This is a genomic window from Pseudomonas sp. S30, from assembly GCF_016518545.1.
In the GTDB taxonomy this organism is placed as follows: Bacteria; Pseudomonadota; Gammaproteobacteria; order Pseudomonadales; family Pseudomonadaceae; genus Aquipseudomonas.
Genome location: NZ_JACVTO010000001.1, coordinates 201,083 through 227,833, shown reverse-complemented (window position 1 = coordinate 227,833; position 26,751 = coordinate 201,083). Strand labels below are relative to the sequence as shown.

General features: G+C 65.1%; 22 protein-coding genes. 7 read left to right on the top strand and 15 right to left on the bottom strand.

What is annotated here, in order from left to right; genetic code table 11:
- Window positions 1-3 precede the first annotated feature (3 nt).
- The 6 genes from IAE34_RS01040 to IAE34_RS01015 form a co-directional block, all read right to left on the bottom strand.
- The gene (locus IAE34_RS01040) at window positions 4-2,778 is read right to left on the bottom strand and encodes a malto-oligosyltrehalose synthase (RefSeq protein WP_200137007.1); all 2,775 of its coding nucleotides are present in this window, start codon (window positions 2,776-2,778) and stop codon (window positions 4-6) included.
- A complete protein-coding gene (gene malQ, locus IAE34_RS01035) occupies window positions 2,775-4,844 on the bottom strand; it encodes a 4-alpha-glucanotransferase (RefSeq protein WP_200137006.1) in 2,070 nt (689 codons plus the stop codon). The genes IAE34_RS01040 and malQ overlap by 4 nt, the downstream gene beginning before the upstream one ends.
- On the bottom strand, window positions 4,841-6,583 hold the full coding sequence (gene treZ, locus IAE34_RS01030; RefSeq protein WP_200137005.1) for a malto-oligosyltrehalose trehalohydrolase: 1,743 nt from the start codon (window positions 6,581-6,583) through the stop codon (window positions 4,841-4,843). The genes malQ and treZ overlap by 4 nt, the downstream gene beginning before the upstream one ends.
- A 15-nt stretch (window positions 6,584-6,598) precedes the next feature.
- Window positions 6,599-8,158, bottom strand: a complete 1,560-nt coding sequence (glgA, locus tag IAE34_RS01025) for a glycogen synthase GlgA (RefSeq protein ID WP_200137004.1) — start codon at window positions 8,156-8,158, stop codon at window positions 6,599-6,601.
- Between the two features lie 529 nt (window positions 8,159-8,687).
- Entirely contained in the window at window positions 8,688-9,143 is a 456-nt protein-coding gene (locus IAE34_RS01020) for an SgcJ/EcaC family oxidoreductase (RefSeq protein WP_200137003.1), read from the bottom strand.
- Between the two features lie 90 nt (window positions 9,144-9,233).
- The gene (locus IAE34_RS01015; protein WP_233630897.1) at window positions 9,234-9,404 is read right to left on the bottom strand and encodes a DUF6026 family protein; all 171 of its coding nucleotides are present in this window, start codon (window positions 9,402-9,404) and stop codon (window positions 9,234-9,236) included.
- Window positions 9,405-9,581: 177 nt separating this feature from the next.
- On the opposite strand from IAE34_RS01015, the gene gnd reads away from it, so the two are divergent.
- Window positions 9,582-10,589, top strand: coding sequence for a phosphogluconate dehydrogenase (NAD(+)-dependent, decarboxylating) (gene gnd / locus IAE34_RS01010; protein WP_267908819.1), 1,008 nt, complete (start codon window positions 9,582-9,584; stop codon window positions 10,587-10,589).
- Window positions 10,586-12,079 carry a glucose-6-phosphate dehydrogenase gene (zwf, locus tag IAE34_RS01005; RefSeq protein ID WP_200137001.1) on the top strand — a complete coding sequence of 498 codons (1,494 nt, stop codon included), beginning with the start codon at window positions 10,586-10,588 and terminating at the stop codon, window positions 12,077-12,079. The genes gnd and zwf overlap by 4 nt, the downstream gene beginning before the upstream one ends.
- A gap of 42 nt (window positions 12,080-12,121) precedes the next feature.
- Here zwf and yghU read toward each other — a convergent pair whose 3' ends face one another.
- The 6 genes from yghU to ribBA form a co-directional block, all read right to left on the bottom strand.
- Window positions 12,122-12,961 (bottom strand): glutathione-dependent disulfide-bond oxidoreductase, encoded by an 840-nt coding sequence (gene yghU / locus IAE34_RS01000; protein WP_200137000.1) that lies wholly within the window; start codon window positions 12,959-12,961, stop codon window positions 12,122-12,124.
- Window positions 12,962-13,138: 177 nt separating this feature from the next.
- Entirely contained in the window at window positions 13,139-14,287 is a 1,149-nt protein-coding gene (locus tag IAE34_RS00995) for an ABC transporter ATP-binding protein (protein WP_200136999.1), read from the bottom strand.
- 18 nt (window positions 14,288-14,305) lie between these two features.
- Window positions 14,306-15,115, bottom strand: coding sequence for an ABC transporter permease (locus tag IAE34_RS00990; protein WP_200136998.1), 810 nt, complete (start codon window positions 15,113-15,115; stop codon window positions 14,306-14,308).
- Between the two features lie 6 nt (window positions 15,116-15,121).
- On the bottom strand, window positions 15,122-16,033 hold the full coding sequence (locus tag IAE34_RS00985; protein ID WP_200136997.1) for an ABC transporter permease: 912 nt from the start codon (window positions 16,031-16,033) through the stop codon (window positions 15,122-15,124).
- The gene (locus tag IAE34_RS00980) at window positions 16,030-17,055 is read right to left on the bottom strand and encodes an ABC transporter substrate-binding protein (RefSeq protein WP_200136996.1); all 1,026 of its coding nucleotides are present in this window, start codon (window positions 17,053-17,055) and stop codon (window positions 16,030-16,032) included. The genes IAE34_RS00985 and IAE34_RS00980 overlap by 4 nt, the downstream gene beginning before the upstream one ends.
- Before the next feature lie 200 nt (window positions 17,056-17,255).
- Window positions 17,256-18,374, bottom strand: a complete 1,119-nt coding sequence (ribBA, locus tag IAE34_RS00975) for a bifunctional 3,4-dihydroxy-2-butanone-4-phosphate synthase/GTP cyclohydrolase II (RefSeq protein WP_200136995.1) — start codon at window positions 18,372-18,374, stop codon at window positions 17,256-17,258.
- Window positions 18,375-18,451: 77 nt separating this feature from the next.
- On the opposite strand from ribBA, the gene IAE34_RS00970 reads away from it, so the two are divergent.
- Window positions 18,452-18,745, top strand: a complete 294-nt coding sequence (locus tag IAE34_RS00970; protein WP_200136994.1) for a DUF1330 domain-containing protein — start codon at window positions 18,452-18,454, stop codon at window positions 18,743-18,745.
- On the opposite strand, the gene IAE34_RS00965 is transcribed toward IAE34_RS00970, so the two are convergent.
- The 3 genes from IAE34_RS00965 to IAE34_RS00955 form a co-directional block, all read right to left on the bottom strand.
- Window positions 18,720-20,183 carry a purine-cytosine permease family protein gene (locus IAE34_RS00965; protein ID WP_200136993.1) on the bottom strand — a complete coding sequence of 488 codons (1,464 nt, stop codon included), beginning with the start codon at window positions 20,181-20,183 and terminating at the stop codon, window positions 18,720-18,722. The two genes, IAE34_RS00970 and IAE34_RS00965, sit on opposite strands and share 26 nt — an antisense overlap.
- Window positions 20,184-20,527: 344 nt before the next feature.
- A complete protein-coding gene (locus tag IAE34_RS00960; RefSeq protein ID WP_200136992.1) occupies window positions 20,528-21,685 on the bottom strand; it encodes an MFS transporter in 1,158 nt (385 codons plus the stop codon).
- 1 nt (window position 21,686) lies between these two features.
- Entirely contained in the window at window positions 21,687-22,490 is an 804-nt protein-coding gene (locus IAE34_RS00955) for an alpha/beta fold hydrolase (RefSeq protein WP_200136991.1), read from the bottom strand.
- A gap of 122 nt (window positions 22,491-22,612) precedes the next feature.
- Here IAE34_RS00955 and IAE34_RS00950 point away from each other — a divergent pair, with 122 nt between their 5' ends.
- The 4 genes from IAE34_RS00950 to IAE34_RS00935 all read left to right on the top strand — a co-directional run bounded on the left by IAE34_RS00950 (window position 22,613) and on the right by IAE34_RS00935 (window position 26,737).
- The gene (locus tag IAE34_RS00950) at window positions 22,613-23,119 is read left to right on the top strand and encodes a MarR family winged helix-turn-helix transcriptional regulator (RefSeq protein WP_200136990.1); all 507 of its coding nucleotides are present in this window, start codon (window positions 22,613-22,615) and stop codon (window positions 23,117-23,119) included.
- Between the two features lie 25 nt (window positions 23,120-23,144).
- On the top strand, window positions 23,145-24,083 hold the full coding sequence (locus tag IAE34_RS00945; RefSeq protein ID WP_200136989.1) for a LysR family transcriptional regulator: 939 nt from the start codon (window positions 23,145-23,147) through the stop codon (window positions 24,081-24,083).
- 240 nt (window positions 24,084-24,323) lie between these two features.
- A complete protein-coding gene (locus IAE34_RS00940) occupies window positions 24,324-25,256 on the top strand; it encodes a TauD/TfdA family dioxygenase (protein WP_200136988.1) in 933 nt (310 codons plus the stop codon).
- Window positions 25,253-26,737, top strand: a complete 1,485-nt coding sequence (locus IAE34_RS00935; protein WP_200136987.1) for an AMP-binding protein — start codon at window positions 25,253-25,255, stop codon at window positions 26,735-26,737. The genes IAE34_RS00940 and IAE34_RS00935 overlap by 4 nt, the downstream gene beginning before the upstream one ends.
- Window positions 26,738-26,751: the final 14 nt, after the last annotated feature.

Here is a 26,751-nt window from a genome sequence, read left to right as displayed (position 1 = left end):
TCTTCATGCATGTTCAATCAAAAGGTTGAGCGGACAGTCCGACAGCACTTTACTGAGCATCAGCTCCCTATTAGGGCTGACAGCGATGTCGGAAAAAAGTCCCTTGCAGGTAGCAGGCGAAACGGCGAACGGCAGCACGATGCGCGTATCGCCCCAGTCCTGTGGCGCGATCAGTGGGGTAGAGGCCTCCCCAAGCAGCTCGCTGGCAAGGCGCGGCACCACGACGATCGCCCGTTCACCCTCACCCAGCCGGGCGAAGGCCAGTACCTTGTCGGCGTGGCGCCCCTGGGCATCGAGGGGCAGGTAGGCGCCCCGTTGGAACAGCTGCGGATGGGCGCGACGCCGTTCCAGCACCCGAGCGATCAGGGCCTGCTTGATGCGGCCGTCGCGCCAGTGGGTGAGCAGCTCGGAGACCGGCGCTTGCTGCTCCAGGCTGACACGTCGTGCCGGGTAGTCCACGGGCCGTCTGTTGTCCGGATCCACCAGGCTCAGGTCCCAGTATTCGTTGCCTTGGTACAGGTCAGGCACTCCCGGTACGGTCATGCGCAACAGGCACTGCACCAGCCCGTTGAGCGCGCCGGGACAGGCGATGCGCTCGGCCGCATCGGCCAGCGAGTGACGCAGCAGTTGCTGGTCTTCGTCGAGCAGGAGGCTGTCCAGGTAATGCGAGCAGGCGTTTTCATAGGCTTCGTTCGGCGCTGCCCAACTGCTGCGCAGCTTGGCCTCGCGCAAGGCCTTCTGCTGCCATTGGCGCACGCGTTCGGCGAAGTCCTTGAGGCCCTCTCGATCGTCTCGGTGTAGATCCAGCGGCCAGCTGGCCAGCAATGTCTGCAGCAACAGCATCTCGTCGGCCGGACTCGGCGCCGGACCGTCCTCGAGGTTCTTCAGGGAGGTGCCGGCCAGTTCACGCCAGTGCGCGACCCGGCTGGCCAGCCAGGGCCCACGCTCGCTGAGTACGGCCAGGCGCGCGCGGCAGTCCTCGCCACGCTTGTGGTCGTGGGTAGCGGTGGCCAGCAGGTTGTCCGGAAAATCGCGAAGTCGACGCTGCGCTTCGTTGTGGAAATCGACGGGCGTGGCGCTGAAGCGCTCGGCCTCGAAGCCCACGTCGTTACGCGACAGCAGGCGCGCACTGCGGTAGAAGGCGGTGTCTTCCACGGCCTTGGCGGCGCTGGGCGCGGTCAGTTGCTGGAACCGCACGCACGCGTGGCGCAAGCGCTTGCGCGGCTTGCCTGGCGGCAATTCGCGCCAGGCCTGACCACCCAGCCAACGTTGCAGCTGCTCCAGCAACGGCCAGTCGGCTTCGCTGAGCGACTGACGCGCGCCTTCCAAGGCTTGCTGGAAGAACGGCTCATCCTGCTCAGGGCGACCGCAGGCGCTAATGTAGGTGCGATAGACAGGATAATGCTCGACCAGGGCCTGTACGCCACGACGAATCGCACCCAGGGTCAGGTCTCGGGTCATCAGGTCATCACGGGCGACCTGCAGCAGGGCCTGGGCTACCGATTCGCAGTCGCCTGCCAGGCTGGCGTTTAGCACCAGGCGACGGGCGATACGCACTTCCTCGTCGAACTCGGGGCGCTCGCTGACGCTGCGCCACAGTTCGGTCAATGGCGCCTCGCCGGCTGGATCGTGCTGGACCAGCGAGACCTGGTTCATGAATTCATAGCCGGTGGTGCCATCGGTGAGCCAGTCCTGGTGCAGGTGTTCGCCGGTGCCGAGGATCTTTTCCACGTAGATCGGGAAATGCTCCAGGGCCGCCTCGGCAGGACGCCCGGCCAGCAGGCAGTCGACCCGGCGCCGCAGGTTGCGGCAGTAGCGCCGTGGATCGGCCAGGCCGTCGATATGGTCGATGCGCAGACCGTCGACCAGGCCGCGCTCGATCAACTCGAACAGCTTGGCGTGGGTCGCCTCGAATACCGCCGCGCGTTCCACGCGCAGGCCGCCGAGTTCATTGATGTCGAAGAAGCGGCGCCAGTTGATGTCGTCGGCGGCGGTGCGCCAACTGGCCAGGCGGTAGGTCTGGCGCTCCAGCAGCTGGTGCAGGCGCTGGAAGCCTGACGAGTCCTGGCTGTCGAAGGCCGCCAGTGCCGGGCGCAGGTCGTGCCCTTGGGTGGCCAGACGCACCAGCTCCGATTGCAGCGGGACCGCGTCGGCCAAGGGATTGGCGGCCTCGCCGAGCGCGCTGAAGCGCTCGCCCAGCGCCTGCAGCGCGGTGTCCTGGCTGTGGGCCAAGACGCGACCGTAATCCAGCGGACAGATGGGAAAGCGGTGCTCAAAGTGCTCGATTTCCAGCACGCCATGCTCAGCGTCGAAGGTCAACGGGATCTCCCCGTTCTGCAAGGCCACGCCGTAGTCGCTGCCCAGGAACGGCAGCAGCAGTTGCCCGGCCAGCAGCGGGTCGGTGGAGTGCCACTGGATGTCGAAGAACTCGGCGTAGGGGCTGCGCCGGCCCCAGGCCAGCAGGTCCTGCCACCATGGGTTGTCGGCACCACCGACCGCCATGTGGTTGGACACGGTGTCGAGGATCAGCCCCATGCCATGCTGGCGCAAGGCAGCGACCAGTCGCAGCAGGGCGGCTTCCCCGCCTAACTCAGGGTTGACCAGGGTCGGGTCGACCACATCGTAACCGTGGCGTGAACCCGCGCGGGCCTTGAGAATCGGCGAGGCGTACAGATGGCTGATACCGAGCTGGGCGAAGTAGGGCACCAGCGGCACGGCATCGTCGAGGGTGAAGTCGCTGTGGAACTGCAGACGCTGGGTGGCGGTAAGCGCTTTCATCGGTCGCGCTCCCCAGCCTGGACCCGGGCCTGAGCCAGCAGTTCGAGGCGCCGCGAGGCGTGTTCATCGTCCAGCAGCTCGGTCACCGGCTGCTCGAAGCGACGTTGCCAGTTGGGATGACCCTGCGTGGTGCCGGGCAAGTTGGGCTGCTCTTCGAGGCCGAGCAGGTCTTCGAGCGGGACCAGTACCAGCGGGGCGCGGGTATGGCCGACATAGCGGATGGCAGCGTCGATCAAGGCGTCGTTATCCTTCAGAGGACCGTAATGGGATTCCAGCGTACGTCGCAAACCATGGATTTCCTGCTCCCGATCCTGCCGCCAGCGCTCCTCGGTGGCGGTATCGATCAGTTTCAGGCGGTGATTCCAGTCGATATCACGGGCTTTGAGCCAGCCGGCCAACGGCGCCAGGTCATGGGTGCCGGTGGTGGCCAGCGCCGTGTCGGGCCAGTCCATCAAGGGTTTGAAATGACCGGTCGAGCTTTGTTCGAACGGCAGCACGCGCATGCCCAGTACGGCCTTGTCCGCCAGGCGCTCGCGCAAGCCTTCGGGCACCGTGCCCAGGTCTTCGCCGAGAATGATCGCCTGGTTGCGCACCGATTCCAGTGCGAGCAAACGCAGCATGTCATCGAACGGGTAGTCGACGTAGGCACCTTCCTTGGGTGAAGCGCCGCGCGGGATCAGCCACAGCCGACGCAGACCCATCACATGGTCGATGCGCAGGCCCCCGGCATGGGCCATGTTGGCACGCAGCATTTCGATGAACGCGCGAAAACCGTTGCGCTTGAGGCCTTCAGGGGAGAAGCCGCTGATTCCCCAGTCCTGCCCGGAACGGTTGAGAATGTCGGGCGGTGCGCCCACGGTCAGTTCGGCGAGCAGTTCGTCCTGACGGCTCCAGGCCTGGCTGCCACCGCCGTCGGCACCCACCGCCAGGTCGGCGATCAGGCCGATGCGCATGCCGCTGCCACGCGCCGCCTCCTGGGCCCGTTGCAGGCTGCGCTCGGTGAGCCACTGGCAGAACGCGTGGAACTCCACGCGCGCCGGATAGGCTGCCGCCATGGCCTGGACTTCGGCAGCGTCAGGGCTGATCCAGGCATCGGGCCACTGCCGCCAGTCGGCGCCGAGCCCTTGCTCGACGGCCTCGGCCTGCAGCACTTCGAAGCGGCAGTGTTGCTCCAGGGTTTCGCCAGCCGTTTCGCGGAAACTGTCGAAATCCTGGCGAAGCGGGTGGTCACCCCGGGTGAAGTCGTCGAACAGGGCGCTGAGCAACTTATGACGAACGTCAGCAGCACGGGGCCAGTCGACCAGCGCTTGCTGTTCGAGGTCGTCAAGGCTTTCGGTCAAGCCCGCGCGCTCGGCCGCCGTGCGCACCTCGCGCTCACCCAGTATCACCGAGGGGCTGGCGTACAGGTGGTTGAGCAGCAGGCGACTGGAGGGCGAGTAGGGGCTGAAATGCTGCTGGTCGAACAGCGACAGGGCATGGATCGGACTGATCGCCAGCGCATCGGCCCCGCGCTCGGCGGCGCTGCGAGCGAATTGCTCCAGTGCGAGGCAGTCACCAAAACCGCCATCCCCTGGGCGCCGCAGGCTGTACAACTGCGTGGCCAGACCCCAGCAGCGGGCCGGCGGTTGAGTGACTACATCGTCGAGGCTGTAGCAACGCAGGGGCGCCACGGCCAGGGTGAAGGAGCGGTTATCGATTTCGAGACGGTGGTAGCCCAGCGGAAGGTCGCCCGGCAAACGAGCCTGGGCATCCAGCGTCGAGGTGCGTACCGAGCCATCTTCCAGCACGCAGCGTACGCGGCTACCGGCCTGGAACCAGCGGTCAAGGCTCAAGGGCGCCTGGACATCCACCGTGAACAGCGGCGGCAGGTGTTCGCTGTCCTCGGCCTGGTCCAGCAAGGCCAGGCTCTGCTCGGTGGTGGCGTCATCTTCGGCGGGCAAACCCAGACCTTGCAACACGCCCCGCAGGGCATCGTCGGACACACGTTGAGGGCGATCGTTGGCATCGGTCCAGTCACGGGCCAGGCCGGCGCGTGCGGCGAGGCGGTACAGCGGCGTATCGCTCATGGCGTCTCCTGGCGGGAGGGGATCAGGCTGACCACGCAGCTGTACGCGGCCAGCAGGGAATCCGGATGAGCCGAGTCACTGCTGTCGTACAAGCGAGACTCGGCACCGGGTAAGGTTATGGCCTGTGCCATCGAGCCAAGGTTCAGATCGATTCGCAGCTCGCTGCCGTCACCCAGCCGCCAACGCGCCGTGAGGGCCTTCTCGGCAACCACCTCGGCACCCAGGGCACGAGTGCCTGGCAAGCGTGGCACAAGAGTGCGTTGGCGAATGTGCAGCAGCTGGTGATACAACCCGTGCCAGCCGGCCAGTACCTGCTGGTCCGCGGGATGGGACGCGGTGAAGGTCTCCAAGGCGTTCGGATCGGGAATGTGCTCACGTTTTTCCGGATCGGCGAAGGCGGCGAAGTGCTCGAATTCGGCGCGGCGGCCCTCACGCACGGCATCGGCCAATTCATCGTGAAAATCGGTGAAGAACAGGAAGGGGCGAGAGCTGCCCTCCTCATCGCCCATGAACAGCAGCGGGATCATCGGTGACAGCAGAAGCAACCCAGTGGCCGCGCGCAAGGCCTGCGGCGGGCAGAGTCGGGTCAGACGTTCGCCCAGGGCGCGGTTGCCGATCTGGTCGTGATTCTGCAGGAACAACACGAAGGCACTGGGAGGCAGATGACCGCTAGGTTCCCCGCGCGGCTCGCCCTTGCGGTTGGGCTGCCCTTGGAACACGAAGCCTTCGCCCAGGCATCGCGCCAACTTGGCGATCGGTTGATCCTTGTAGTCCTCGTAATAGCCTTCGGTTTCATCGGTCAACAGCACGTGCAGGGCGTTGTGGCCGTCGTCGTTCCACTGGGCGTCGAAACCCTGCTCCAGCAGGTCGGCCTGGTTGTGTTCGTTCTCCAGCACCAACCAGATCTGCCGACCTGGCTCCACGGCCGCGCGCACCCGGGCGGCCAGTTCGACGAGAAAGTCCGGTTGGTTGATGGCGTGCACGGCATCCAGGCGCAAGCCGTCGATACGATAGTCGCAGAGCCACATCAACGCATTCTGGATGAAGAACTCGCGCACCTGCGGACGGCGAAAATCGATGGCCGCGCCCCAGGGGGTCTGGCGGTCCTCACGGAAGAACGAGCTGGCATACTGGGGCAGGAAATTACCGTCGGGGCCGAAATGGTTGTAGACCACATCGAGCATGACCATCAGTCCATGGCCATGCGCCTCGTCCACCAGCTCGCACAGCTGCTGAGGGCTGCCGTAGCTATGCTGCGGGGCGAAGGGCAGGGCGCCGTCATAGCCCCAATTGCGTTTGCCTGGAAACTGATTGACCGGCATCAGCTCGATGGCGGTGATACCCAGCTCCGCCAGGCGTGGCAACTGCTCGGCGACGCCGGCATAGCCGCCAAGCACACCGGCATGCAGTTCCTGGATGACGGCCTCGTGCCAAGGGCGTCCTTGCCAGGGGTGACGCCATTGCTGCTGGCCGAGGTCCACCACCTCGCTCGGACCGTGCAGCCCTTCGGGCTGATAGCGAGAGGCGGGGTCGGGCACTGGGGAGGCGTCGTCGATCTTGAAGAGGTAACGATCGCCCACCTTGCAGGGGGCGATACCGGTGAACCAGCCATCTTGCTCGGACTGCAGCTCGAATGCGGACTGTCCCTGAATCTGTACGCTCACGTTCTTCGCGTCTGGCGCCCAGAGGGCGAAGCGCGCCGACGTGGCGTCCAATGAATGTGCGCCATGCCTGTGCATCTTCACACCTCGTTGTCAGTAGGCGCCGGCGTGTGCCTGGCAGACCAGTTCCTCGTACAGGCGGGCATAGGGTTCTACCGCCTGGCACCAGTTGAAGGGTTGCGTCATCGACAGGCAGCGCATGGCGTTGAGCAGGTCTTTCTTGCTGTAGGTATAGAAGGCGCGCTCCAGGGCCGCGCGGTAGCTCTCGACGGTGGACGCTTCGAACAGGAACCCGGTGACGCCATCCTCGATGGTGTCGGCCAGTCCCCCCGTCTTGCGCGCCACCGGCAGCGACCCGAAGCGCTGTGCGTACATCTGGCTGAGGCCACAGGGCTCGTAACGCGAAGGCATCAGCAGGAAGTCGCTGCCGGCGAACATGCGCCGGGCATCGGTCTCGTTGAAGCCGATGCGCACGCCGATTCGTCCAGGATGACGCAGGGCCAGCTCGCGCATGGCTTGCTCTTCCTCGGGCTCGCCGCGGCCGATGATCGCGATCTGTCCACCTTGACGAACGATGTCCTCGGCCACGCCCAGCGTCAGATCAAGGCCCTTCTGGTACACCAGGCGGGAAACCACGGCGAACAACGGACCCTCGGAAGGTTCCAGGCCGAACAGTTCGCGCACCTGATCGGTATTGCGCGCCTTGCCTTCCCAGTCATTGAGGCTGAAGTTGTGTTGCAGGTGACTATCGGTGGCCGAGTCCCAGCTTTCGTCGATGCCGTTGGGGATGCCGCCCAGCAGGCCCTGCTGGGCCTTGCTGGCCAGGAAGCCATCCAGCCCACAGCCGAACTCGGGGGTGGTGATCTCCTGGGCGTAGGTCGCGCTCACGGTAGTGATATGGCTGGAGTAGGCAAGGCCCGCCTTGAGGAAGGACAGCTTGCCATAGAACTCCATACCTTCCTGCTGCATGGCGTGCTCGGGAATAGCCAGCTCAGGGCTGCAGGCACGGCTGAACACGCCCTGGTAGGCGAGATTGTGAATGGTGAACAAGGTGGCCGTATTCAGCCCGCGCCAGTGCATGTAGGCGGGCGCCAGGCCTGCCGGCCAGTCGTGGGCGTGCACCAGGTCGGGGCGCCAGTGGATCATGCCTTCACCTGCGGCGATGTCCGCAGCGGCCAGCCCGAGACGGGCGAAACGAATGTGGTTGTCGCTCCAGTCGCGGCCGTTGTTGTCACCGTAGGGCGTGCCCTCGCGCTCATAGAGCTCGGGGCAGATCAGTACATAGATGACCAGGCCGTCGGGCAGGTCCATCCGTCCGATCTTGCAAGGTGGTAGGGCAGCATGGCCCGCCAGCTCACCGACGATATGGATGGGGCTGTCGCTGTTGACCACCTGCGGATAGCCGGGGATCAGGACACGCACGTCGTGCAGATGCGCCATGGCACGGGGCAGCGCCGCGGAAACGTCCCCCAGCCCGCCGGTCTTGACCAGATCGGCGAATTCGGAGGTGACGAACAGCACCTTACGCTTGTGCGGGTTCTGACCGCGCTGAGAGCCGGGTGTCTTGCCGGTGTTGATGAAGCCCGGTGGCAGGGCTTCGCGATTGTCCAGGTTGAATATTTCTGCATGAGGCTCGACAGCGGCACTGATCATAACGTCCTTCTCTCCGTCCCTTGCGCTGGTGGGTTGAGGCACCCATCGCGTTATCTCGTGTGGTTCTTGCCCTTTCTGCTGCTGGTGTCGGTAATGCGTTCCTTGCCCCTGAGTCGTGCACGCTCGCACAGCGCGCTCGAAGTTCCGATCGAGCGGCGCTTGGACTGAGTGGGGTGGGTGGCCTGACGCGTGGGGAAATCCTTTCGCGTGGCCTACTTATTTCCTGACCTACCCGTGTTTTGGAAAGTTCGACTTATTTTGTCGTTGTCACCGTCGCTGGTTCATCGGATACCCAAAGCGGGGTGCCAGGATGAAGCGCAGCAAAACACGGGCCGAGACAGAAGTGTAGGTGACGAAAGGTCGGGAGGGTGACCCGTCGGTCATTATTTGCCTGACCGTTGGTCTGCGCAAACGTTGGCGGCCCTGTCGCGATGCTCACCTGTGAGGCGCGGCGCTTCGATACGGTGCCGGGCTGGCTCCGTATCGGTGCGCCGAGAAGCGGCTCAGCCCTTGGAGAGGGCAGGAGCGATCAGCCGTTGGGTTGTGCGGAGGAGTGGTGATGACTGATGAGCCAGTCCTTGCCATCGAAGCGGTACACGAAGGTATAGCGGGCTGCCACGGGTGGCTTGTCATCCTTGAACTCGAAGGTGTAGAGGCCAGCCAGCGTGGCCACGTTGCAGGCCGTCTGCAGGACATGGCTGTTCAGCGTACCCGAAGGGCCGTGCTCGAGGAATTTGCGGAAATAGTCGATCCGCGTCTCGGCCGACAGGCGAGGGGTGCTGGATACGGTCGGCAAGAGCACGGCATCATCGCTGTACAGCGCCGCCACCCTGAGCGGGTCGCGGCTCTGCAAACTGCTGTTCCATCGCTCGAACAGCGCCAGCGCAGCCGGCTGGTCCAGCGGCTGGCAATCAGTGGCCGCCGCCTGGGCTTGCACGGCGAACAGGCAGAACACGAGGGGCATAAAAGGCTTTGCGTAGGTCATGCTGATATCCATCAAGGCAGGCGCGAGAGTGGGTCTGCGACATGCTGGACGTTGGAGCGCAAGCCCCTCGCGACCTATCAGGGGAGGCTATCAGGCCTTGTAGGGCGTTTCGCTTTCGACCGAATGTTGCACCAATAACGCATTCAATTGCGCCACCTGTGCGCGCAGTCGATCGCGTTCGTCCTTCAGCTGACGAAGCTCGTCGCGGCGGACCGTGACGTAGAGCGTCTGGGTGGGAGTGGCAGGCATGATGGTACCCAAGCGTGCACCTCGAGGTTGGGCGGCGGACAAGATAAGCGCATAGGCTTCGTAAGCCGTTATTTTGAATTCTTTCACTCATGATGGGAACTTTTTTGTTTATCGTGGTCTTGCCGTTCGTCGGTGAACCCTGGCGCTCGGCGCTGGACTAACCTGCATCATCCAATCGGATTGTCATCTTTGGTAACAAGGGAGCATCGACACATGCAACTGGGAATCGTCGGGCTAGGCCGCATGGGCGGCAATATCGCGAGACGGCTGATGCTTGCCGGGCACCAGACCGTGGTTCACGATCGCAACCGCGACGCCGTGGTGACGCTGGCGGCCGAGGGTGCCCGGGGCGCGGACGACCTGGCCTCGCTGGTGCAGGGCCTGAGCGCGCCGCGCGCCGTTTGGGTGATGTTGCCGGCCGGCCAGCCGACCGAGCAGACCATCGCGCAACTGGCCGACCTGCTCGAGCCGGGCGATGCCATCATCGATGGCGGCAACACCTTCTACAAGGATGACATGCGCCGCGCCAAGGCACTGGCCGGACGCGGTCTGCATTACCTGGACGTCGGCACCTCAGGAGGCGTGTGGGGCCTGGAGCGTGGCTACTGCATGATGATCGGTGGCGAAAAGGCCGTGTTCGAGCGCCTCGAACCCCTGTTCGCCGCCCTGGCGCCGGGTGTCGGCGACATCCCGCGCACCCATGGGCTGAGCGGCGAGCCCCAGCGTGCCGAACACGGATACATCCACGCGGGTCCGCCCGGTGCCGGGCACTACGTGAAGATGATCCACAACGGCATCGAATATGGCCTTATGCAGGCCTATGCCGAGGGCTTCGACCTGCTGCGCAGCAAGGGCGGTGAAGAGTTGCCCGAGGACCAGCGTTTCGATCTGAACGTGGCCGAGATCGCCGAGGTGTGGCGCCGCGGCAGCGTGGTGACCTCCTGGCTGCTCGACCTGACGGCCGACGCACTGGCCGCCGATCCGCAGTTGGCCCAGTTCAGTGGTTCGGTGTCCGACAGCGGCGAAGGGCGCTGGACCGTGGATGCGGCCGTGGAACAGGCAGTGCCGGTGCCGGTGCTGTCCAGCGCCTTGTTCGCCCGCTTCCGGTCGCGTCAGCAGCAAGGTACCTTCGGTGACAAGGTGCTGTCCGCCATGCGCCTGGGCTTCGGTGGCCACGTCGAGATCAAACGCCCATGAGCAAGCGCCAGACACCCGCTGCACCGCCCTGCACCCTGTTTCTGTTCGGTGCCAGCGGCGACCTGGTCAAGCGCCTGCTGATGCCGGCGCTGTACAACCTCAGCCGTGACGGACTGCTGGACCGCAACCTGCGTATCGTCGGGGTGGACCACAACGAAGCGACCGGCGAACAGTTCGCCGAGCGCCTGCACGCGTTCATGGTCGGTCGGGACAAAGGCGGTGAAGGCGCCCCCAACAGCCTGGACCCGGAGCTGTGGGGGCGGCTGGCCAAGCGCATGGACTACCAGACCGGCGACTTTCTCGACCCTGCCACGTACCAGGCCCTGGCCAAGCGCATCGACAAGACCCGTCATGGCAATGCGATCTTCTACCTGGCCACTTCGCCGCGTTTCTTCCCGGAAGTCGCGCAGCGCCTGGGCGAAGCCGGCTTGCTCGACGAGTCCGGTGGCGGCTTTCGTCGCGTGGTGGTGGAAAAACCTTTCGGCACCGACCTGGCCAGCGCCGAGGCGCTCAATGCCTGCCTGTTGAAGGTGATGAACGAACAGCAGATCTATCGCATCGACCATTACCTGGGCAAGGAGACGGTACAGAACATCCTGGTCAGCCGTTTCTCCAACGGCCTGTTCGAGTCGTTCTGGAACAATCACTACATCGACCATGTGCAGATCACCGCCGCCGAAACGGTGGGGGTCGAGACCCGTGGCGCCTTTTACGACAGCACCGGAGCGCTGCGCGACATGGTGCCCAATCATCTGTTCCAGCTGCTGGCGATGGTGGCGATGGAGCCCCCCGCCGCGTTCGGCGCCGACGCCGTCCGCGGCGAGAAGGCCAAGGTGATCGGCGCGATCCGTCCCTGGAACTCGAAAATGGCGCTGAAAAACTCCGTGCGCGGCCAGTACACCGCTGGCAAGCGCCTGCCTGGCTACCGTGATGAAGACAATGTCGACAAGGACAGCCACACCGAAACCTATGTGGCGCTCAAGGTGATGATCGACAACTGGCGCTGGGCGGGGGTGCCGTTCTACCTGCGTACCGGCAAGCGGATGAGCGTGCGTGATACGGAAATCGCGATCTGTTTCAAACCTGCGCCCTATGCGCAGTTTCGCGAATCGGCGTTGGAACGGCCCAAGCCCAACTACCTGAAGATCCAGATCCAGCCGAACGAGGGCATGTGGTTCGACCTCCAGGCCAAGCGTCCGGGCCCTGAGCTGGTAATGGAGAACGTGGAGCTGGGGTTCGCCTACAAGGACTTCTTCAAGATGACCCCGGCCACCGGCTACGAGACCTTGATCTACGACTGCCTGACGGGCGATCAGACGCTGTTTCAGCGCGCCGACAATATCGAGAATGGCTGGCGTGCGGTGCAGCCTTTCCTGGACGCCTGGGCCAAGGGGGGCGAAGTGCACGAGTACGCAGCGGGCGAAGACGGGCCCACGGCGGCCGACGAGTTGCTGGTGCGCGACAAGCGCGAGTGGCACCGGCTGCAGTAACGTCAAGGCGCCAGGGCCGCGAATCCAGCCCTGGCGTGGAGGTCAGTCCAGGTCGGCCGCCGAGTGGCGTTCCGGCACCTGGCTGGCTTCATCGCCCCAGGTGCGGTTGACCCGTGTGCCGCGTTGCACGGCTGGACGCGCGGCGATCTCCTCGGCCCATCGCAGCACGTGCGGGTACTCCTGCACCGAGAGAAATTCCGCTGCACCGTACAGGCTGCCGCGCACCAGTTGTCCATACCAGGGCCATACCGCGATGTCGGCAATGCTGTACTGCTCGCCACCCAGGTAGCGACTCTCGGCCAACCGCCTTTCCAGGACATCCAGCTGACGCTTGGCTTCCATGCTGAAGCGGTTGATGGCGTACTCGATCTTTTCCGGCGCGTACACGTAGAAGTGCCCGAAGCCGCCGCCCAGGTAGGGTGCCGAACCCATCTGCCAGAACAGCCAGTTCAAGGTTTCGGTGCGTGCGGCAGGGTCGCTGGGCAGCAGGGCATCGAAGCGCTGCGCCAGGTGCAGCAGGATCGAGCCGGACTCGAACACGCGAACCGGCGGCTCCACACTGCGGTCCAGCAAGGCCGGGATCTTCGAGTTGGGGTTGACTTCGACGAAGCCGCTGGAGAACTGGTCGCCGTCGCCGATGCGGATCAGCCAGGCATCGTACTCGGCGCCCGCGTGACCCAGGGCCAGCAGCTCTTCCAGCATGATGGTGACCTTGACGCCGTTGGGCGTGGCCAGTGAGTACAACTGCAGCGGATGCTCGCCCACTGGCAGTTGACGCTCGTGGGTGGGGCCGGCGACGGGCCGGTTGGTGCTGGAGAACTGGCCACCAGAGCTGGCGTCGTTCTTCCAGACCTTCGGGGGCACGTAGGGGGTCTTGCTCATCCGATCGAATCTCCTGAGTGTCGTCGTTCCCAAGTGCGATCGCTGGATGCGATCAGGGTTCGATGACCAAGACTAGGGCAGGATGAGCGGTGCTGGGAAGCCCCGGCGCGTCACTCGGGAGCCGTCTGCAGGACGGCTCCCACCCGCGAACGCGGTCATTTAACTTTCCGGTCCACCTCAATGGGCGCCTGCCGCCTTGCTCAAGTCGCTTTCGGCCCACTCGGTGTACACACAGGCATCGGCGACGGCCCAGCGCACCTCGACGCGGTCCCCGGGCTGCATCGGCATGCCCGCGGCCGAAAGCGCCTTGACGGTCATCGCGGTGCCGCCAGCGGTGACCACGTGGCAGGTCTGGCTCTCGCCCAAGAACAGCACTTCGCCAACCGTGGCGCTGACCTGATTCCAGCCGGCCGGCAGCGGTTCGCGCGCTGCCTGCTCGGTGCTCAGCGCCAGGGCCTTCTCCGGTCGCACCATCACCAGCGCTGGCTGGCCAGGATGCAGGCCAGCCGTCAGGCGAAGCGCCAGCGGTGAGCCCTCGAAGGCCGCAGCACCCTCGCCCGAGGCCGTGACCCGCAGGAAGTTGGAGTTGCCCAGGAACGAGGCGACGAAGGCGTTCGGCGGGTTCTGGTACAAGCTGTAGCCGCTGCCCAGGCCGACGATCTTGCCATGGCTGAAGATGGCGATGCGCTGGGACAGGCGCATGGCTTCTTCCTGGTCGTGGGTCACGTAGACGATGGTGATGCCCAGGCGCCGATGCAGTTGGCGCAGTTCGTCCTGAAGGTCTTCACGCAGTTTCTTGTCCAGCGCGCCCAGGGGCTCGTCCATCAGCAGGATACGTGGCTCGTAGACCAGCGCGCGGGCGATGGCCACCCGTTGCTGCTGGCCGCCCGACAACTGCGCCGGGCGCCGGTGGGCGAAACTGTCCAGTTGCACCAGCTTGAGCATGGCGTCGACACGCTTGGCGATCTCGGCGCCGGGGACCTTGCGGATGGTCAGCGGAAACGCGATGTTGTCGCGCACGCTCAGGTGCGGGAACAGCGAATAGCGCTGGAACACCATGCCGATGTCGCGCCGGTGCGGCGGCACGTTCACCAGCGATTGGCCGTCCACCAGGATCTGTCCGCTGCTCGGCGTCTCGAAGCCGGCCAGCATCGACAGGGTGGTCGACTTGCCCGAACCGCTGGAGCCGAGGAAGGTGAGGAACTCGCCGTCGCGGATGTCCAGGCTGATGTCGTCCACTGCGGCGAAATCACCGTAGTGCTTGTTCAGGTTGCGCAGGCTGACCAGGGTCTTGGCGTGCGCGGTGTCTTGCAGGACTGCACTCATCGTTCTTGTCTCCGGCACTCAGGCGTTGATTTCGTTGCGCCGGCGCAGGGCGCTGGCGATGACCATGATCAGGATCGACAGGCCGATCAGCAGCGTCGAGGCCACGGCGATCACCGGGCTGAGGTCCTGGCGCAGGGTGGTCCACATCTTCACGGGCAAGGTCTGCAGCTCGGGGCTGGCCATCATCACGCTGAGCACCACTTCATCCCACGACACCAGGAAGGCGAACAGGCCGCCGGCGATCATGCCGGGGCGGATCGCCGGGAAGGTCACCCTGATCACCGCCTGAAGACGCGAAGCGCCGCAGATCACGGCCGCGTCCTCGATGGACTGGTCGAACAGCTTCAGCGAGTTGATGATCGAAATGATGGTGAAGGGCAGGGCGACGATGACGTGGCTGACCACGAAGGCGAACAGCGTGCCGGTGTAGCCGAGCTTGAGGAACAGCGCATACACGGCCACGGCGATGATCACCAGCGGCACGATCATCGGCATGGTGAACAGGCCGTACAGCAGCTCGCGTCCCGGGAAGCGCCCGCGCACCAGGGCGAAGGCCGTCGGCAGGCCCAGGGCCACGGCGGCCACCGTAGTGAGCAGCGCGACCTTGAGACTGGCCAGGGCCGCATCCATCCACTCGGGATTGGAAAAGAACTGGGCGTACCATTTGACCGTCCAGCCTGGAGGCGGGAACACCAGCCACTGCGACGAGCCGAACGACAGCAGCACGATGAACACTACCGGCAGCAGCAGAAACGCCGCGATCAGGCCGGTGGTCAGGTACAGGCCCATGCGCAACGGGCGACCCATGGCGTTGGGGGATAGCAGCATGACGGATTACCTCGCGTTGCCGACCGGCGATTCCGGTTGCAGCTTCAGGTACAGGTAGAAGAGCACCAGGGTGATCGCCACCAGCAGTGCTGCCGCGGCGCTGGCCAGGCCCCAGTTGAGGAACGACTGCACCTGCTGGATGATGAATTCGGGCAGCATCATGTTCTGCGCACCGCCCAGCAAGGCGGGGGTCACGTAATAGCCCAGAGACATTACGAACACCATCAGTGCCCCGGAGAACAGCCCGGAGCGGCACAGCGGAATGAACACCCGCCAGAAGTTGGTCCATGGTCTGGCGCCACAGATCGAGCCGGCCTGCAGCACCATCGGATCGATGGCCTGCATGGTCGCCTGCAGCGGCAGCACGATGAACGGGATCATGATGTAGCTCATGCCGATCACCACCCCGGTGAGGTTGTGCACCATTTCCAGAGGTGCGTCGATGATGCCCAGGGCCATCAGTGCCTTGTTGATCACGCCCGAGCCCTGCAGCAACACCAGCCAGGAGTAGGTGCGCGCCAGCAGGCTGGTCCACATCGACAGCAGCACGATGTTCAGCAGCCAGCGCCCCCAGCCGCGCGGCACCAGGGTGATGGCCCAGGCCAGGGGGAAGCCCAGCAGCACGCTGATGAAGGTCACCAGGCCGGCCACCGAGAAGGTGTTGAGCAGCACCCGGGCATAGGCCGAGTTGGCGAACAACTGCTGGTAGTTGCCCAGCCCCGGCTCCGGTTCGAGCACGCCGCGCAGCAGCAGGCCGATCAGCGGTGCGAAGAAGAACAGGCCGAGAAACAGCAGCGCCGGCAGCAGGTTGCGGCTGCCACGCCAGCGCTGGGTCAGCGGCGCACGGGGCAGGGCGGCTCGCGGGGTGCCGGGATCGGCCCCGTGGGCGTCGTGCAAGGCATTGATGGCGACTTTCATTTGACCAGCCACTCGTTCCAGCGCGCGGCGATGGCTTCACCGTTCTTGGCCCAGTAGGCGAAGTCCAAGGTGACCTGGTCCTGCACGTGAGCGGTCGGCAGGTTGGGAGCCAGTTGCGAATCGAGGCGCTCGACGCTATCGAGGTTGACCGGGGCGTAGGCGGTGGCGTTGGCGAAGTCGGCCTGGCCCTTGGCGCCGCTGGCGTTGGCCAGGAACTTCATGGCGGCGTCCTTGTTCTTCGCCCCTTTGGGAATGACCAGGAAGTCGGCCATGACCAGATTCTGCTTCCAGCTCACGCCCACGGGTGCGCCATCCTCTTGCAGCGCATAGACCCGCCCGTTCCAGAACTGGCCCAAGGCCGCCTCACCGGAGGCCAGCAGTTGCTGCGACTGCGCGCCGCCGCCCCACCAGACGATGTCTTTCTTGATGGTATCGAGCTTCTTGAAGGCGCGGTCCAGGTCCAGCGGATAGAGTTTGTCGGGCGCTACGCCGTCGGCCAGCAGGGCCAGCTCGAGCACGCCGGGGCTGGGCCATTTGTACAGGGCGCGCTTGCCCGGGTAGGTCTTGGTGTCGAACAGGGCGCTCCAGTCCACAGGCTTGTTGGCGCCCAGCTTGCCCTCGTTGTAGCCGAGCACGAAGGAGAAGAAGAACGAGCCCACGCCATGATCGGAAACGAAACGCGGGTCGATCCGGTCGCGTTGCACCGTGGTGAAATCCAGCGGTTCGAGCAGGCCTTCGCTGGCGGCGCGCAGGGCGAAGTCGGCTTCGACGTCGACCACGTCCCATTGCACGTTGCCGCTCTCGACCATGGCCTTGAGTTTGCCGTAGTCGGTGGGGCCGTCCTGCACGACCTTGATGCCGCTGTTTTTGCTGAAGGGATCGGCCCAGGCCTGCTTCTGGGCATCCTGGGTGGTGCCGCCCCAACTGACGAAACTCAAGCTGTCGGCGGCCTGGGTGACCTGGCAGGCCAGGGACAGCAGGCCAACGGACAGCACTGCGGTGACTCGTTTGCTCAACAGCATGGTTACGCCCTCGTTGCTTTTTTTTATTCGAAGCGAGGCTTTCACAGCGCCCGCCTTGGTGTTGGGGAGCAGCTTATTGCGTTTCACAGCGATGTCGGTGATACGGGTACAGCCGAGAATATCAAGGTCTACGGGATATCATATTATGGTATTCCAAACTTTTGGCAAGGGGCAGGAGGCGACATGCCGCGTCCTGTTCTTCACCCTGGTATCGGCTGGAACGGCACGCTCTCCACCACCTCCAGTTCGTAACCGCTCAAGCCGGCGTACTTCAGTGGTGGGCCCAGGTGGCGCAACTTGCCCACGCCCAGGTCCTGAAGAATCTGCGCGCCGGTGCCGACTTCCGAGTACACCCGGGATTGCCCCCGCTGATAGGGCCGCGGCGCCTGGGTCAGTTGTGGAATGCGTTCGAGCAGCGCCTGGGAAGACTCATGGTTGGCCAACACCACCACCACGCCCGCCCCTTCGGCGGCCACGCGTTCCAGGGCTGCCCACAGTGTCCAGTCGGCGGGCCCGGCATACTCGGCGCCGACCAGGTCGCGCAGCGGATCGATCACATGCACGCGCACCAGGGTCGGCCGCTCGCGGTGGATCTGGCCCATCACCATGGCCATGTGCACACCCCCCTCGATACGATCTTCGTAAGTGACCAGGCGGAAGCTGCCATGCACCGTGGGCAGTTCCCGTTCGCCGATGCGCTTGAGGGTCTGCTCGCTGCTCAGGCGGTAGTGGATGAGATCGGCGATGGTGCCGATCTTGATCCCGTGGCGTTCGGCGAAATGCTCCAGATCCGGGCGTCGGGCCATGCTGCCGTCGTCGTTGAGCACCTCGACGATCACCGAGGCAGGGGCGAATCCGGCCAGGCGCGCCAGATCGCAGCCGGCCTCGGTATGGCCGGCACGGGTCAGCACGCCGCCCTCGCGGGCGCGCAGGGGAAAGATATGACCCGGCTGGACCAGGTCCTCGGGTCGGGCATCGACGGCCATGGCGGCGGCCACCGTACGCGCCCGATCGGCGGCGGAGATGCCGGTGGTGACGCCGCTGGCGGCCTCGATCGAGACGGTGAAGGCGGTACCGAACACGCTGGCATTGCTGGGCACCATCTGCTCCAGCCCCAGGCGCTGGCAGTGCTCGTCGGTCAGGGTCAGGCAGATCAGCCCGCGGGCCTCGCGAGCCATGAAGTTGATGACCTGCGCATCGCAGCGCTCGGCGGCGATCAGCAGGTCGCCTTCGTTCTCCCGGTCTTCGTCATCCACCAGCAGCACCATCTTGCCTTGGCGGTAGTCTTCGAGAAGTTCTTCGATGGAGTGAAAGGCCATGTCGTATGCTCACGGTGATCGGTGAATTATTGTGGTATACCATAATACACAAATCCCCTGACTAGGAGAGCATGACCATGAAGGCCTATTGGATCGCCCATGTGGACGTCACGGAGCCTCAGCAGTATCAGCACTACACCCAGCGCGCGCCTGCAGCGTTCGCAGCGTTCGGCGGGCGTTTCCTGGCTCGGGGCGGCAAGAGCGAGGCGCTGGAGGGGCGGGCTACGCCGCAGCGCAGCGTGGTGATCGAGTTCGACTCGTACGAGCAGGCTGTGGCCTGTTATCGCTCCGAGCTGTATCAGCAGGCGTGGGCGCAGCGTCAGGGGGCGGCGCACGCCGAGGTGATCATCGTCGAGGGCGTTGCACCCTGAACGCGTCGGGGCCGCTGGCGGCCCCTGTGTGTCCGGCGGCCAGCCCGGCGTCGCTCTGACGCCGGCGATAGGCGCTGTCGCGGCTGGCCAGCCACCCATACAGCGGCGTGGTCACGGCCAGCCCGACCAGCCAGGACAGATCGGCGCCGTCGATATGCGTCGAGACCGGCCCGACGTACAGCGGCGTGTTCATGAACGGGATCTGCACCGCAATGCCCACGGCATAGGCGATCAGTGCCTGGGGGTTGTAGCGGCCGTAGATCCCGCCGTCGACCTTGAAGATCGACGGGATGTGGTACTTGCCTTTATGGATGACGTAGAAGTCCATGAGGTTGATTGCGGTCCAGGGCACCAGCACCACCAACAGCACCAGCACCATGTCGACGAAGTGGCCGATGAAGTCCGCCGAGGCGAACACCGCCACCACGCTGCACGCCGCCAGCACCAGCAACGACAGCACAGCCCGCGCGCGCGCGGTAGGAATCCAGCGGTGAGCGAAGGTCTGTACCAGGGTGATCAGCGACAGCACCGCGCCATACAGGTTGAGGGCGTTGTGGCTGATCACGCTGAGCAGGAACAGCACCAGCATCAGCGGGCCCAGGGCGCCGGAGGCCTGTTTGACCGCATCCATGGTATCTGCGCCGGCTGGAATCGCCAGCACCGCGACCGCGCCGAACACGAACGACAGGCTCGAACCGAGCGCCGAGCCGAGGTAGGTGGTCCAGAACGTCGAGGACACCTTCACGTCCGCCGGCAGGTAGCGCGAGTAGTCGGACACGTACGGGGCAAAGGCGATTTGCCACAGCGCTGCCAGCGAGACGGTGGCCAGCCAGCCGGAGAGGTTGAAGCCGCCGCGGGTGAGGAAATCGTCGCTCTGCACGTGAGTGAAGATGTACCCGAAACCCACCACGATACCGACCCCCAGCACCCAGGTACCGATGCGGTTGAGCACGTGGATGAAGCGATAGCCGATGATACCGATCACCCCCGATCCCAGGGCGCCGAGGACGATACCCACCGGCACCGGCACGCTGTCGACCACCCCGTGCAGCGACTTGCCGGCCAGTACGATGTTGGAGGCGAAGAAGCCGATGTACATCACCCCGGCGATGACCACCACCAGCAGCGCACCCAGGCTGCCGAACTGGGCGCGGCTCTGGATCATCTGCGGGATGCCCATCTGCGGGCCCTGGGCCGAGTGCAGCGCCATCAACACGCCGCCGAGCAGATGGCCGACCAGGATGGCGACGATGCCCCAGACCAGGTTCAGGTGAAACAGCTGCACGCCCAGGGCACCGGTGACGATCGGCAGGGGCGCGATATTGCCGCCGAACCACAGGGTGAACAGGTCCTTGACCTTGCCATGACGGTCTTCGGGCGGCACGTAGCCGATGGTGTGTTTTTCGATCAGAGGGGCCGCTGTCGCTGCGTTGGTCATGAGGGACTCCAAGGCAAGGATGGGCACCTCAAGGGTGCCCGAATGCGCACCGGCGAATGGCGGCGCGTTCTTGTTGGGAGGGATCATGGAGCGCGGCTGGAGAAGGGGAAATTAGTAAATTTGTGCTTATGAACGTTAAAAAAACTGTGTTCGCAGATGGGGCGTGAACGACTGCAGATTCACCCTATGCAGCCGTGAAAAATGGCTCAGGCGCCACGCCATGCACCGCGCTGGTGCTACCTGTGACGCCTGTCGGTGCGCGTTCATCGCTAACGCGGGCGCCAGGGGCGATGCCCCGTCCCTGGGCAAAACGGCAGAGGGATCGCGCCGGCGCTCCGGCGCCGCTACGGGGCTGGCGACAGGCGCGCTGGACGTAGCCAGGCGCTGAGCAGCAGTAGCAGCACTGCGCCCATCGCCATCACCGCCCACGCCCAGTGCAGCGAACTGAGCTGGTCACGCACCAGGCCCGCGACCATGGGCATGGTGGCGGCGATGAGGTAGCCGCCGCCTTGCACGAAGGCCAGCAGCGAGCTCGCCTCAGCTGGGGTGCGCGCCCGATCGAGGGTGACGATCAGCGACAGCGGGAACAATGCGCCGATGCCCAGTCCCAGGCAGAGTACCGCCAGCGGGTAGAGCGTCAACGGCGCCGTGAGCAGGCATGTCAAGCCACCGATCAGCAGCAGGATCACCACGCCCAGCGGTCGGCGGCGATCCGGGTAACGGTGGATCAGCGCCGACACCGCCAGCCCCGCGAACACTTCGATGACGGTCAGTGCGCCGAGCAGATACCCGGCACTTCGCGACGGCCAGCCCAACTCGATGAAGAACGGCGGCAGCCACGCCAGCACCAAGGTGTAGGCCCCGGTGCCGACGCCGAAGAACACCAGCAGCAGCCAGGCGCGCCCACGCTGCCAGGGCAGGCCCGCTGGCGTCGACTGGCCATGCACGTGGCCGGCGGCGAGCAACCAGGCGATCAGCGCGATCATCGCCGGCAATGCGGCATAGCCCAGGGTGAGGTTCCAGCCCAGCCTGGCGGCGCTGGGAGCGGCCAGCGCCGCAGCGATCGCCGCGCCCCCCATGATCCCGGTGGTGAACAGCCCCATCAGCATGCCAGCGCTGTGCGGATGATTGCGCTTGATGAACGCCGGCATCAGCGACTGGATCACGGCGATGCCCATTCCGCCAACTGCAGCACTGGCGATCAGCGCCGAGGACGACTCGACATAGCTGCGTACCGCGCAGGCCGCCGCGATCAAGGTCATGCCGATGGCCACCCCCTTGACCTCGCCCACCAGGCGCTGCAGCCAGGGTCCGGCCAGGGCGAACAGGCCCATCATCGCCACCGGCAGGGTGGTCAGCAGGCTGCCCTGGAAGTTGCTCAGGCCCAGGTCGGCCTGCAGCAGGTCCAGCAGCGGGCCGATCGAGGCCATGATCGGTCGCAGGTTGATGCCCACCAGCAAGGCCAGGAGCACGACGCTGGCTTTGGACGGCGTATCGCCCATTTCAGTGCAACGCCTGCAGGCGATCGAGGAGTGCCTGGTTGAACGCCGGGGCAAGGGGAAGGTTGAAGACATGGCTGTCGCCTGCGAAGGTGATGAGGTGTGCACATGGGACGGAGGCGGCGATGAGTCGGGCTTCGTCCAGCGGGCTGATGAGGTCGCCATCCGTGGCCAGAACCAGGGTCGGGGCCTGGATCTGCTGGAGCTGATCGCCCAGGTCGTACGTCTTCATGCCTTCGCACCAGTGGATCTGGCAGCGCGGGCGTTGCTGTGCGGCCTGGGCGTGCCAGGCCTGGTACAGGCGCAGACCGTCGCCGGAAGCGGCGAAGGTGCGGCCGACCAGCGCTGGCCAGCCGGCCTCGAATCGCTTCAGGCAACCGTCGGGCTGGTCGAGTTGAGCGATCCATTCATCGAGCTGCCGCTGTCGGGCGCTGCTGGCCATGCTGGCGAACGTCGCGGCCACGACCAGGACTTCCACCGCTTGGGGACAGGCGATCGCCAATTCCAGGGCGACCATTGCGCCCAGCGACAGGCCGACCACCTGGGCGCTCTCCAGTCCCAGGTGATCCAGCAGCGCGACCAGTGCCTGGGCCTGCTCGGCGGGACTGACCGGTGTCAACGCCGCGCTCGAAGCGCCGTGGCCGAGCAGGTCGGGTACGATGACGCGGCGTCCCAGGTGCAGCAATGCCACGACCTGTTCGCTCCAGGCCCGGCCGCTGTTGCCCAGGCCATGCAGCAGCAGGGCAGGGGCGCCGGACCCGGCGTCGAAGTAATAATAGCGATTTCGACCGTGTTCGAAGAACGCCATGGTCTCTCCGGATTCATAACTCGTGCATATCAAGATAACTTAACGTTAAGATACTTGGAAAGCGCCAGATGATGGCAGGGATATGGCCCATACGGAGTTCAGGGTGAACGGACGGTGACGCAATGAAAGATCATGTCGATTTCGTGGTCGCGCAATGGGCGCAAGCCATGCCTGCGGTGGACGCGACGTCCATGGAGGTGTTCGGGCGCATGGCGCGGCTGCAGAAGCATCTGGAGCGACGCCGGGGCGCAGTGCTCGACCAGTACGGTTTCAAGGAGGGCGAGTTCGATGTCATGGCCACCCTGCGCCGTGCCGGTGCGCCCTATCAGCTGACCCCGACCGAGCTGTACAACTCGCTGCTGATCACCTCCGGGGCGATGACCAACCGCCTCAATCGGCTCAAGGAAGCCGGAATGATCGAGCAGATCCACGATACCGCGGACAAGCGCAGCTACAAGGTGGCCTTGACCGCCGAGGGGCTGCGCAGCATCGAACTGGCGGTCGGCAGCCATACCGACCTGCAGAACCATTTCCTCGCACCCCTGGCGCCGGGCGAGCGCGAGGCGCTGGCGCGCATGCTCAAGGCCATGCTCGCCGCATTGCCTGAAGATGGCGAACCCATACCATGAGCCGATACGCCGAGGAGGCCTGCGCGTGCTGCACAGCAACTACCTGAAGCAGCTCGACCTGCAGGATATCGTGGTGTTCCTCCATCTGCTGGAGCAGCGCAGCGCAAAGCGCACCGCCGAACTGATGAACGTCAGCCAGCCGACCGTCAGCTATTGCCTGAAGCGCCTGCGCGGTTGCTTCGACGACACCTTGTTCGCCTCGTCCCAGGGCCTGTTGCAGCCGACGGCCAAGGCGGAAAAGATCGCGCCTTATCTGCGCGTGGTGATCGAGTCGGTCAACCGCTGCGCCGAGGCCGACGCGGCGAGCGATGGCCTGTCCACGCCCAGGATCTGGCGCCTGTGCGCCCCGGAGTATTTCGAGCTGGCGTTCCTGCCCCATGCGCTGGCGCGTCTGTCGCGCAGCCAGGCCAACACCTCGTTGCATCTGGATCGGCTGAGCCGCGACCTGCCAGTGGACCGGCTCATTTCCGGAGACATCGACCTGGCGATCGGCTTCGGCCCCAGCTACCACCAGTTGCACCCTGAGCTGCAATGGCAGCCGGTGCTCAGCGACGGGTTCGTCTGCCTCACCAGCCAGCGGGGCCTGGCCCAACCTGGCGTGATGAGCCTGGACGAGTTCTGCGAGTCGGCGCACGTGTTTCCCACCCCCTGGATTTCGGAAAAGAACATGGTCGATGGGTGGCTGGAGAAGATCGGCCGCACGCGCAACGTGCTGGTGCGGGCCAACGGTTACCAGGCCTGCGTGAACATCCTCGCCGCCGTGCCGGCGACGGTTTCCTTGCCGGCGCGCTTGCTCGCGCACCTGCGCATTCCCGACGGGGTGATGCAGTGCCAGCCGCCCATGGGCTTTCCGGTGTTCACGGTGGACATGATCTGGTCGCGCCATCGCAGCCTGAGCGGTGACGTGGCCAGCTTGCGTACCCTGATCCAGGATGTGGCGAGCGAGTTGCTCAAGGCTGGCTAGACCCTTTTCCCCCACGGACAGCGGATGCTCAGGATGAGTGCAGACATGACCCCCAGCGGCGCCTTCAAGCGCCCGACAAGTCCCCTGCAGCGGTCGTTCCCGTGTCTGGCGCGAGTTTTAATTTTTGAGCGGGGCTTTCGGTTTGTTGAAACCAGCCCTCCTGGCATTTCCCCTACCTTGGCGTGGCCAGGCAGCAAAACGCTTGCCTGTCTGTAATCCATTTCCCAAGGAAGATGTCAGATGCTGGCCAATACACAGTCCAATTATTCACCGTTCTACCGTCAGCCCGCGCCTGGTTATGGCTTCGAGTGCATCCACGCCGTCGAGCCTGGCCTACGTGTGCTCGATACCATGAGCACGGCGGACCTTTATGAGGATCTGGCCCACAGTGGCGTGGTGATCTATCGCGATTTCGCCGACTCGCTCGAGCACTTCAACGACTTCGTCAGCGCCCACTCTTCGCGCGTGACCTTCGATCCGGCGCGCAAGGCGGCGACGGCCAACACCGCCGAGATCGAGGCCGGTGTGCATGAAATGGGTCTGCATCGCGAAAACGGCAACCTGCCGTTCAACCCGGACCTGCAGTGGTTCTACTGCCTGGCAGCGGCCAGCGTCGGTTCCGAGACCACCTTGTGCGACGGCGAGCGCGTGCTGTTCGAGCTGTCGGCGAGCACCCGCAAGCGCTTCCAGGCCCAGCCGATTCGCTATGCCCGGCGCATCCCCTGGCACAACGTGCGGCGCTTCCTGAGCATCGAGCTGCAACTGCCCCTGGAGCGTGTCACCGATGAGCACCTGGAGCAGGTCAATCAGCAGGTGACCGGGCAAACCTACCGGCGCATCGACCAGAACCTGATCGCCTCCGAACTGATCATCAGCGCGGTCGACATCAGTCGCTTCAGCGGGCGCCTGGCCTTCTGCAATTCAATGCTCGGCCCGAGCGTCAACTACGAGCCGCCGCGCATCACCTGGGCCGACGGCGAGGCGATCGCCCTGGAGATCTGGGACGAGATCAAGGAGGTGACGGCGCGCCTGACCTACCCTCACTTCTGGAACAAAGGCGACATCATGGTCGTCGACAATACCCGCGTCATGCATGGCCGACGCCGCCTGGACGACCTGGGCCGGCGCATCTTCGGTGCCCAGAGCTACCGCCTCGGGGGGGACGGCCAATGATCAGCCTGAAGATGCAGCACTACCTGGCCAGCAGCCCGGACCGCACCGTGATCCGCGAGATGCACGGGCGCAGCTACAGCCTGCATGGCCTGCGCGACGACGTGCAGCGCCTGGCCGACGCCTTGCAAGTGCAGGTCGGCGACTGTCGGCGCAAGGTCTTCGGCATCGCCATGCGCTCGTGCTACGAGTGGGTCTACACCCTGCTGGCGATCCAGAAGGTCGGCGGGGTACTGCTGCCGGTCCCCATCGAGTTCTCCGACGACCAGATCGGCAGCCTGCTGGGCAAGGCCGCGGCGGTGTTCGTCAGCGACCAGGCCACGGCGCAGCGCCTGCAACGCATCCTGCCGGGCAAGCCCAGCTTCGTGCCGCGCCTCCTGATGGAGCAGGCGCAGGCCGAGCCCTGGACTCGAGTTGACGAGCGCATCGCACCCGGCATCGTGTCGGTGATCCACACCTCGGGTACCACCTCGCGGCCCAAGGGCGTGTTGATCCGCGACGAGGCGGTGGGGCTGCTGGTGGACAACGTGTTCAAGCGCCTGCCGGCGCATCCGCTGCATTACTTTTCCATCGTGCCCATGAGCCTGCTGATCGAACAGGTGCTGGGGGTGTTCATCCCCATCCTCTCCGGCGGCACCCTTACGCTAATGCCCGAAGGCGTGACCGAATACGGCGCCGCCAGCGGCAATGCCCGGCAGTACCTGGAGCTCATCGCACCGAACCGGCCCAACTTCCTCTACCTGCCGCCCAAGCTGCTGGAGGAAGCCAACCTGCTGCTGGAGCAGGGCGCCAGCGTCGAGCGCCTGTTCGGGCCAGCGGCGCCGCACATCATCACCGGCGGCGCGAAGATCCCCGCCAGCGTGCTTCAGGCCCTGGACGCACGGGGTGTGCAGGTCTTCGAGGCCTACGGGCTGAGCGAGAACTCCTCGATCATCTCGCTCAACGCGCCAGGCGAGCGGCGCATCGGTTCGGCCGGGCGCTTGCTCGACGGCATCGAGCCCAGGCTGGTGGACGGCGAGCTGCTGGTCACAACCCCGACCTTGTGCGCCGGTTACTACAACGCCGACGACACCGCCTGCGACCTGTCCGACGGCTACCTGCACACCGGTGACATCGCCGAGTTGCGCGAGGGCTTTCTCTACATCACCGGGCGTCGCAAGCACGTGATCATCCTCTCGACGGCGCGCAACATTTCGCCGGAGTGGGTGGAGAACGTCTACAAGGAGAGCCCGGTGATCGACGACATCATCGTCATGGGCGAGGGCCGCGACGAACCCTGCGCGCTGGTGCTGAGCACCGCCGCCGAGGCGGCCGTGCGCGCCGAGATGCTCAGGCTCGAGTCGCGTCTGGCGGAGTTCGCCCGGGTGCGCCGGGTGCAGGTGATCGGCGACATCGGCGGTTTTCGCGAGCGCTTCTACACCGTGACCGGCCGGCCGCGCCGAGCCGAAATCGAAGCGCATTTCATCGACCAACTGTACGAATAGGACAGGACGTCAGC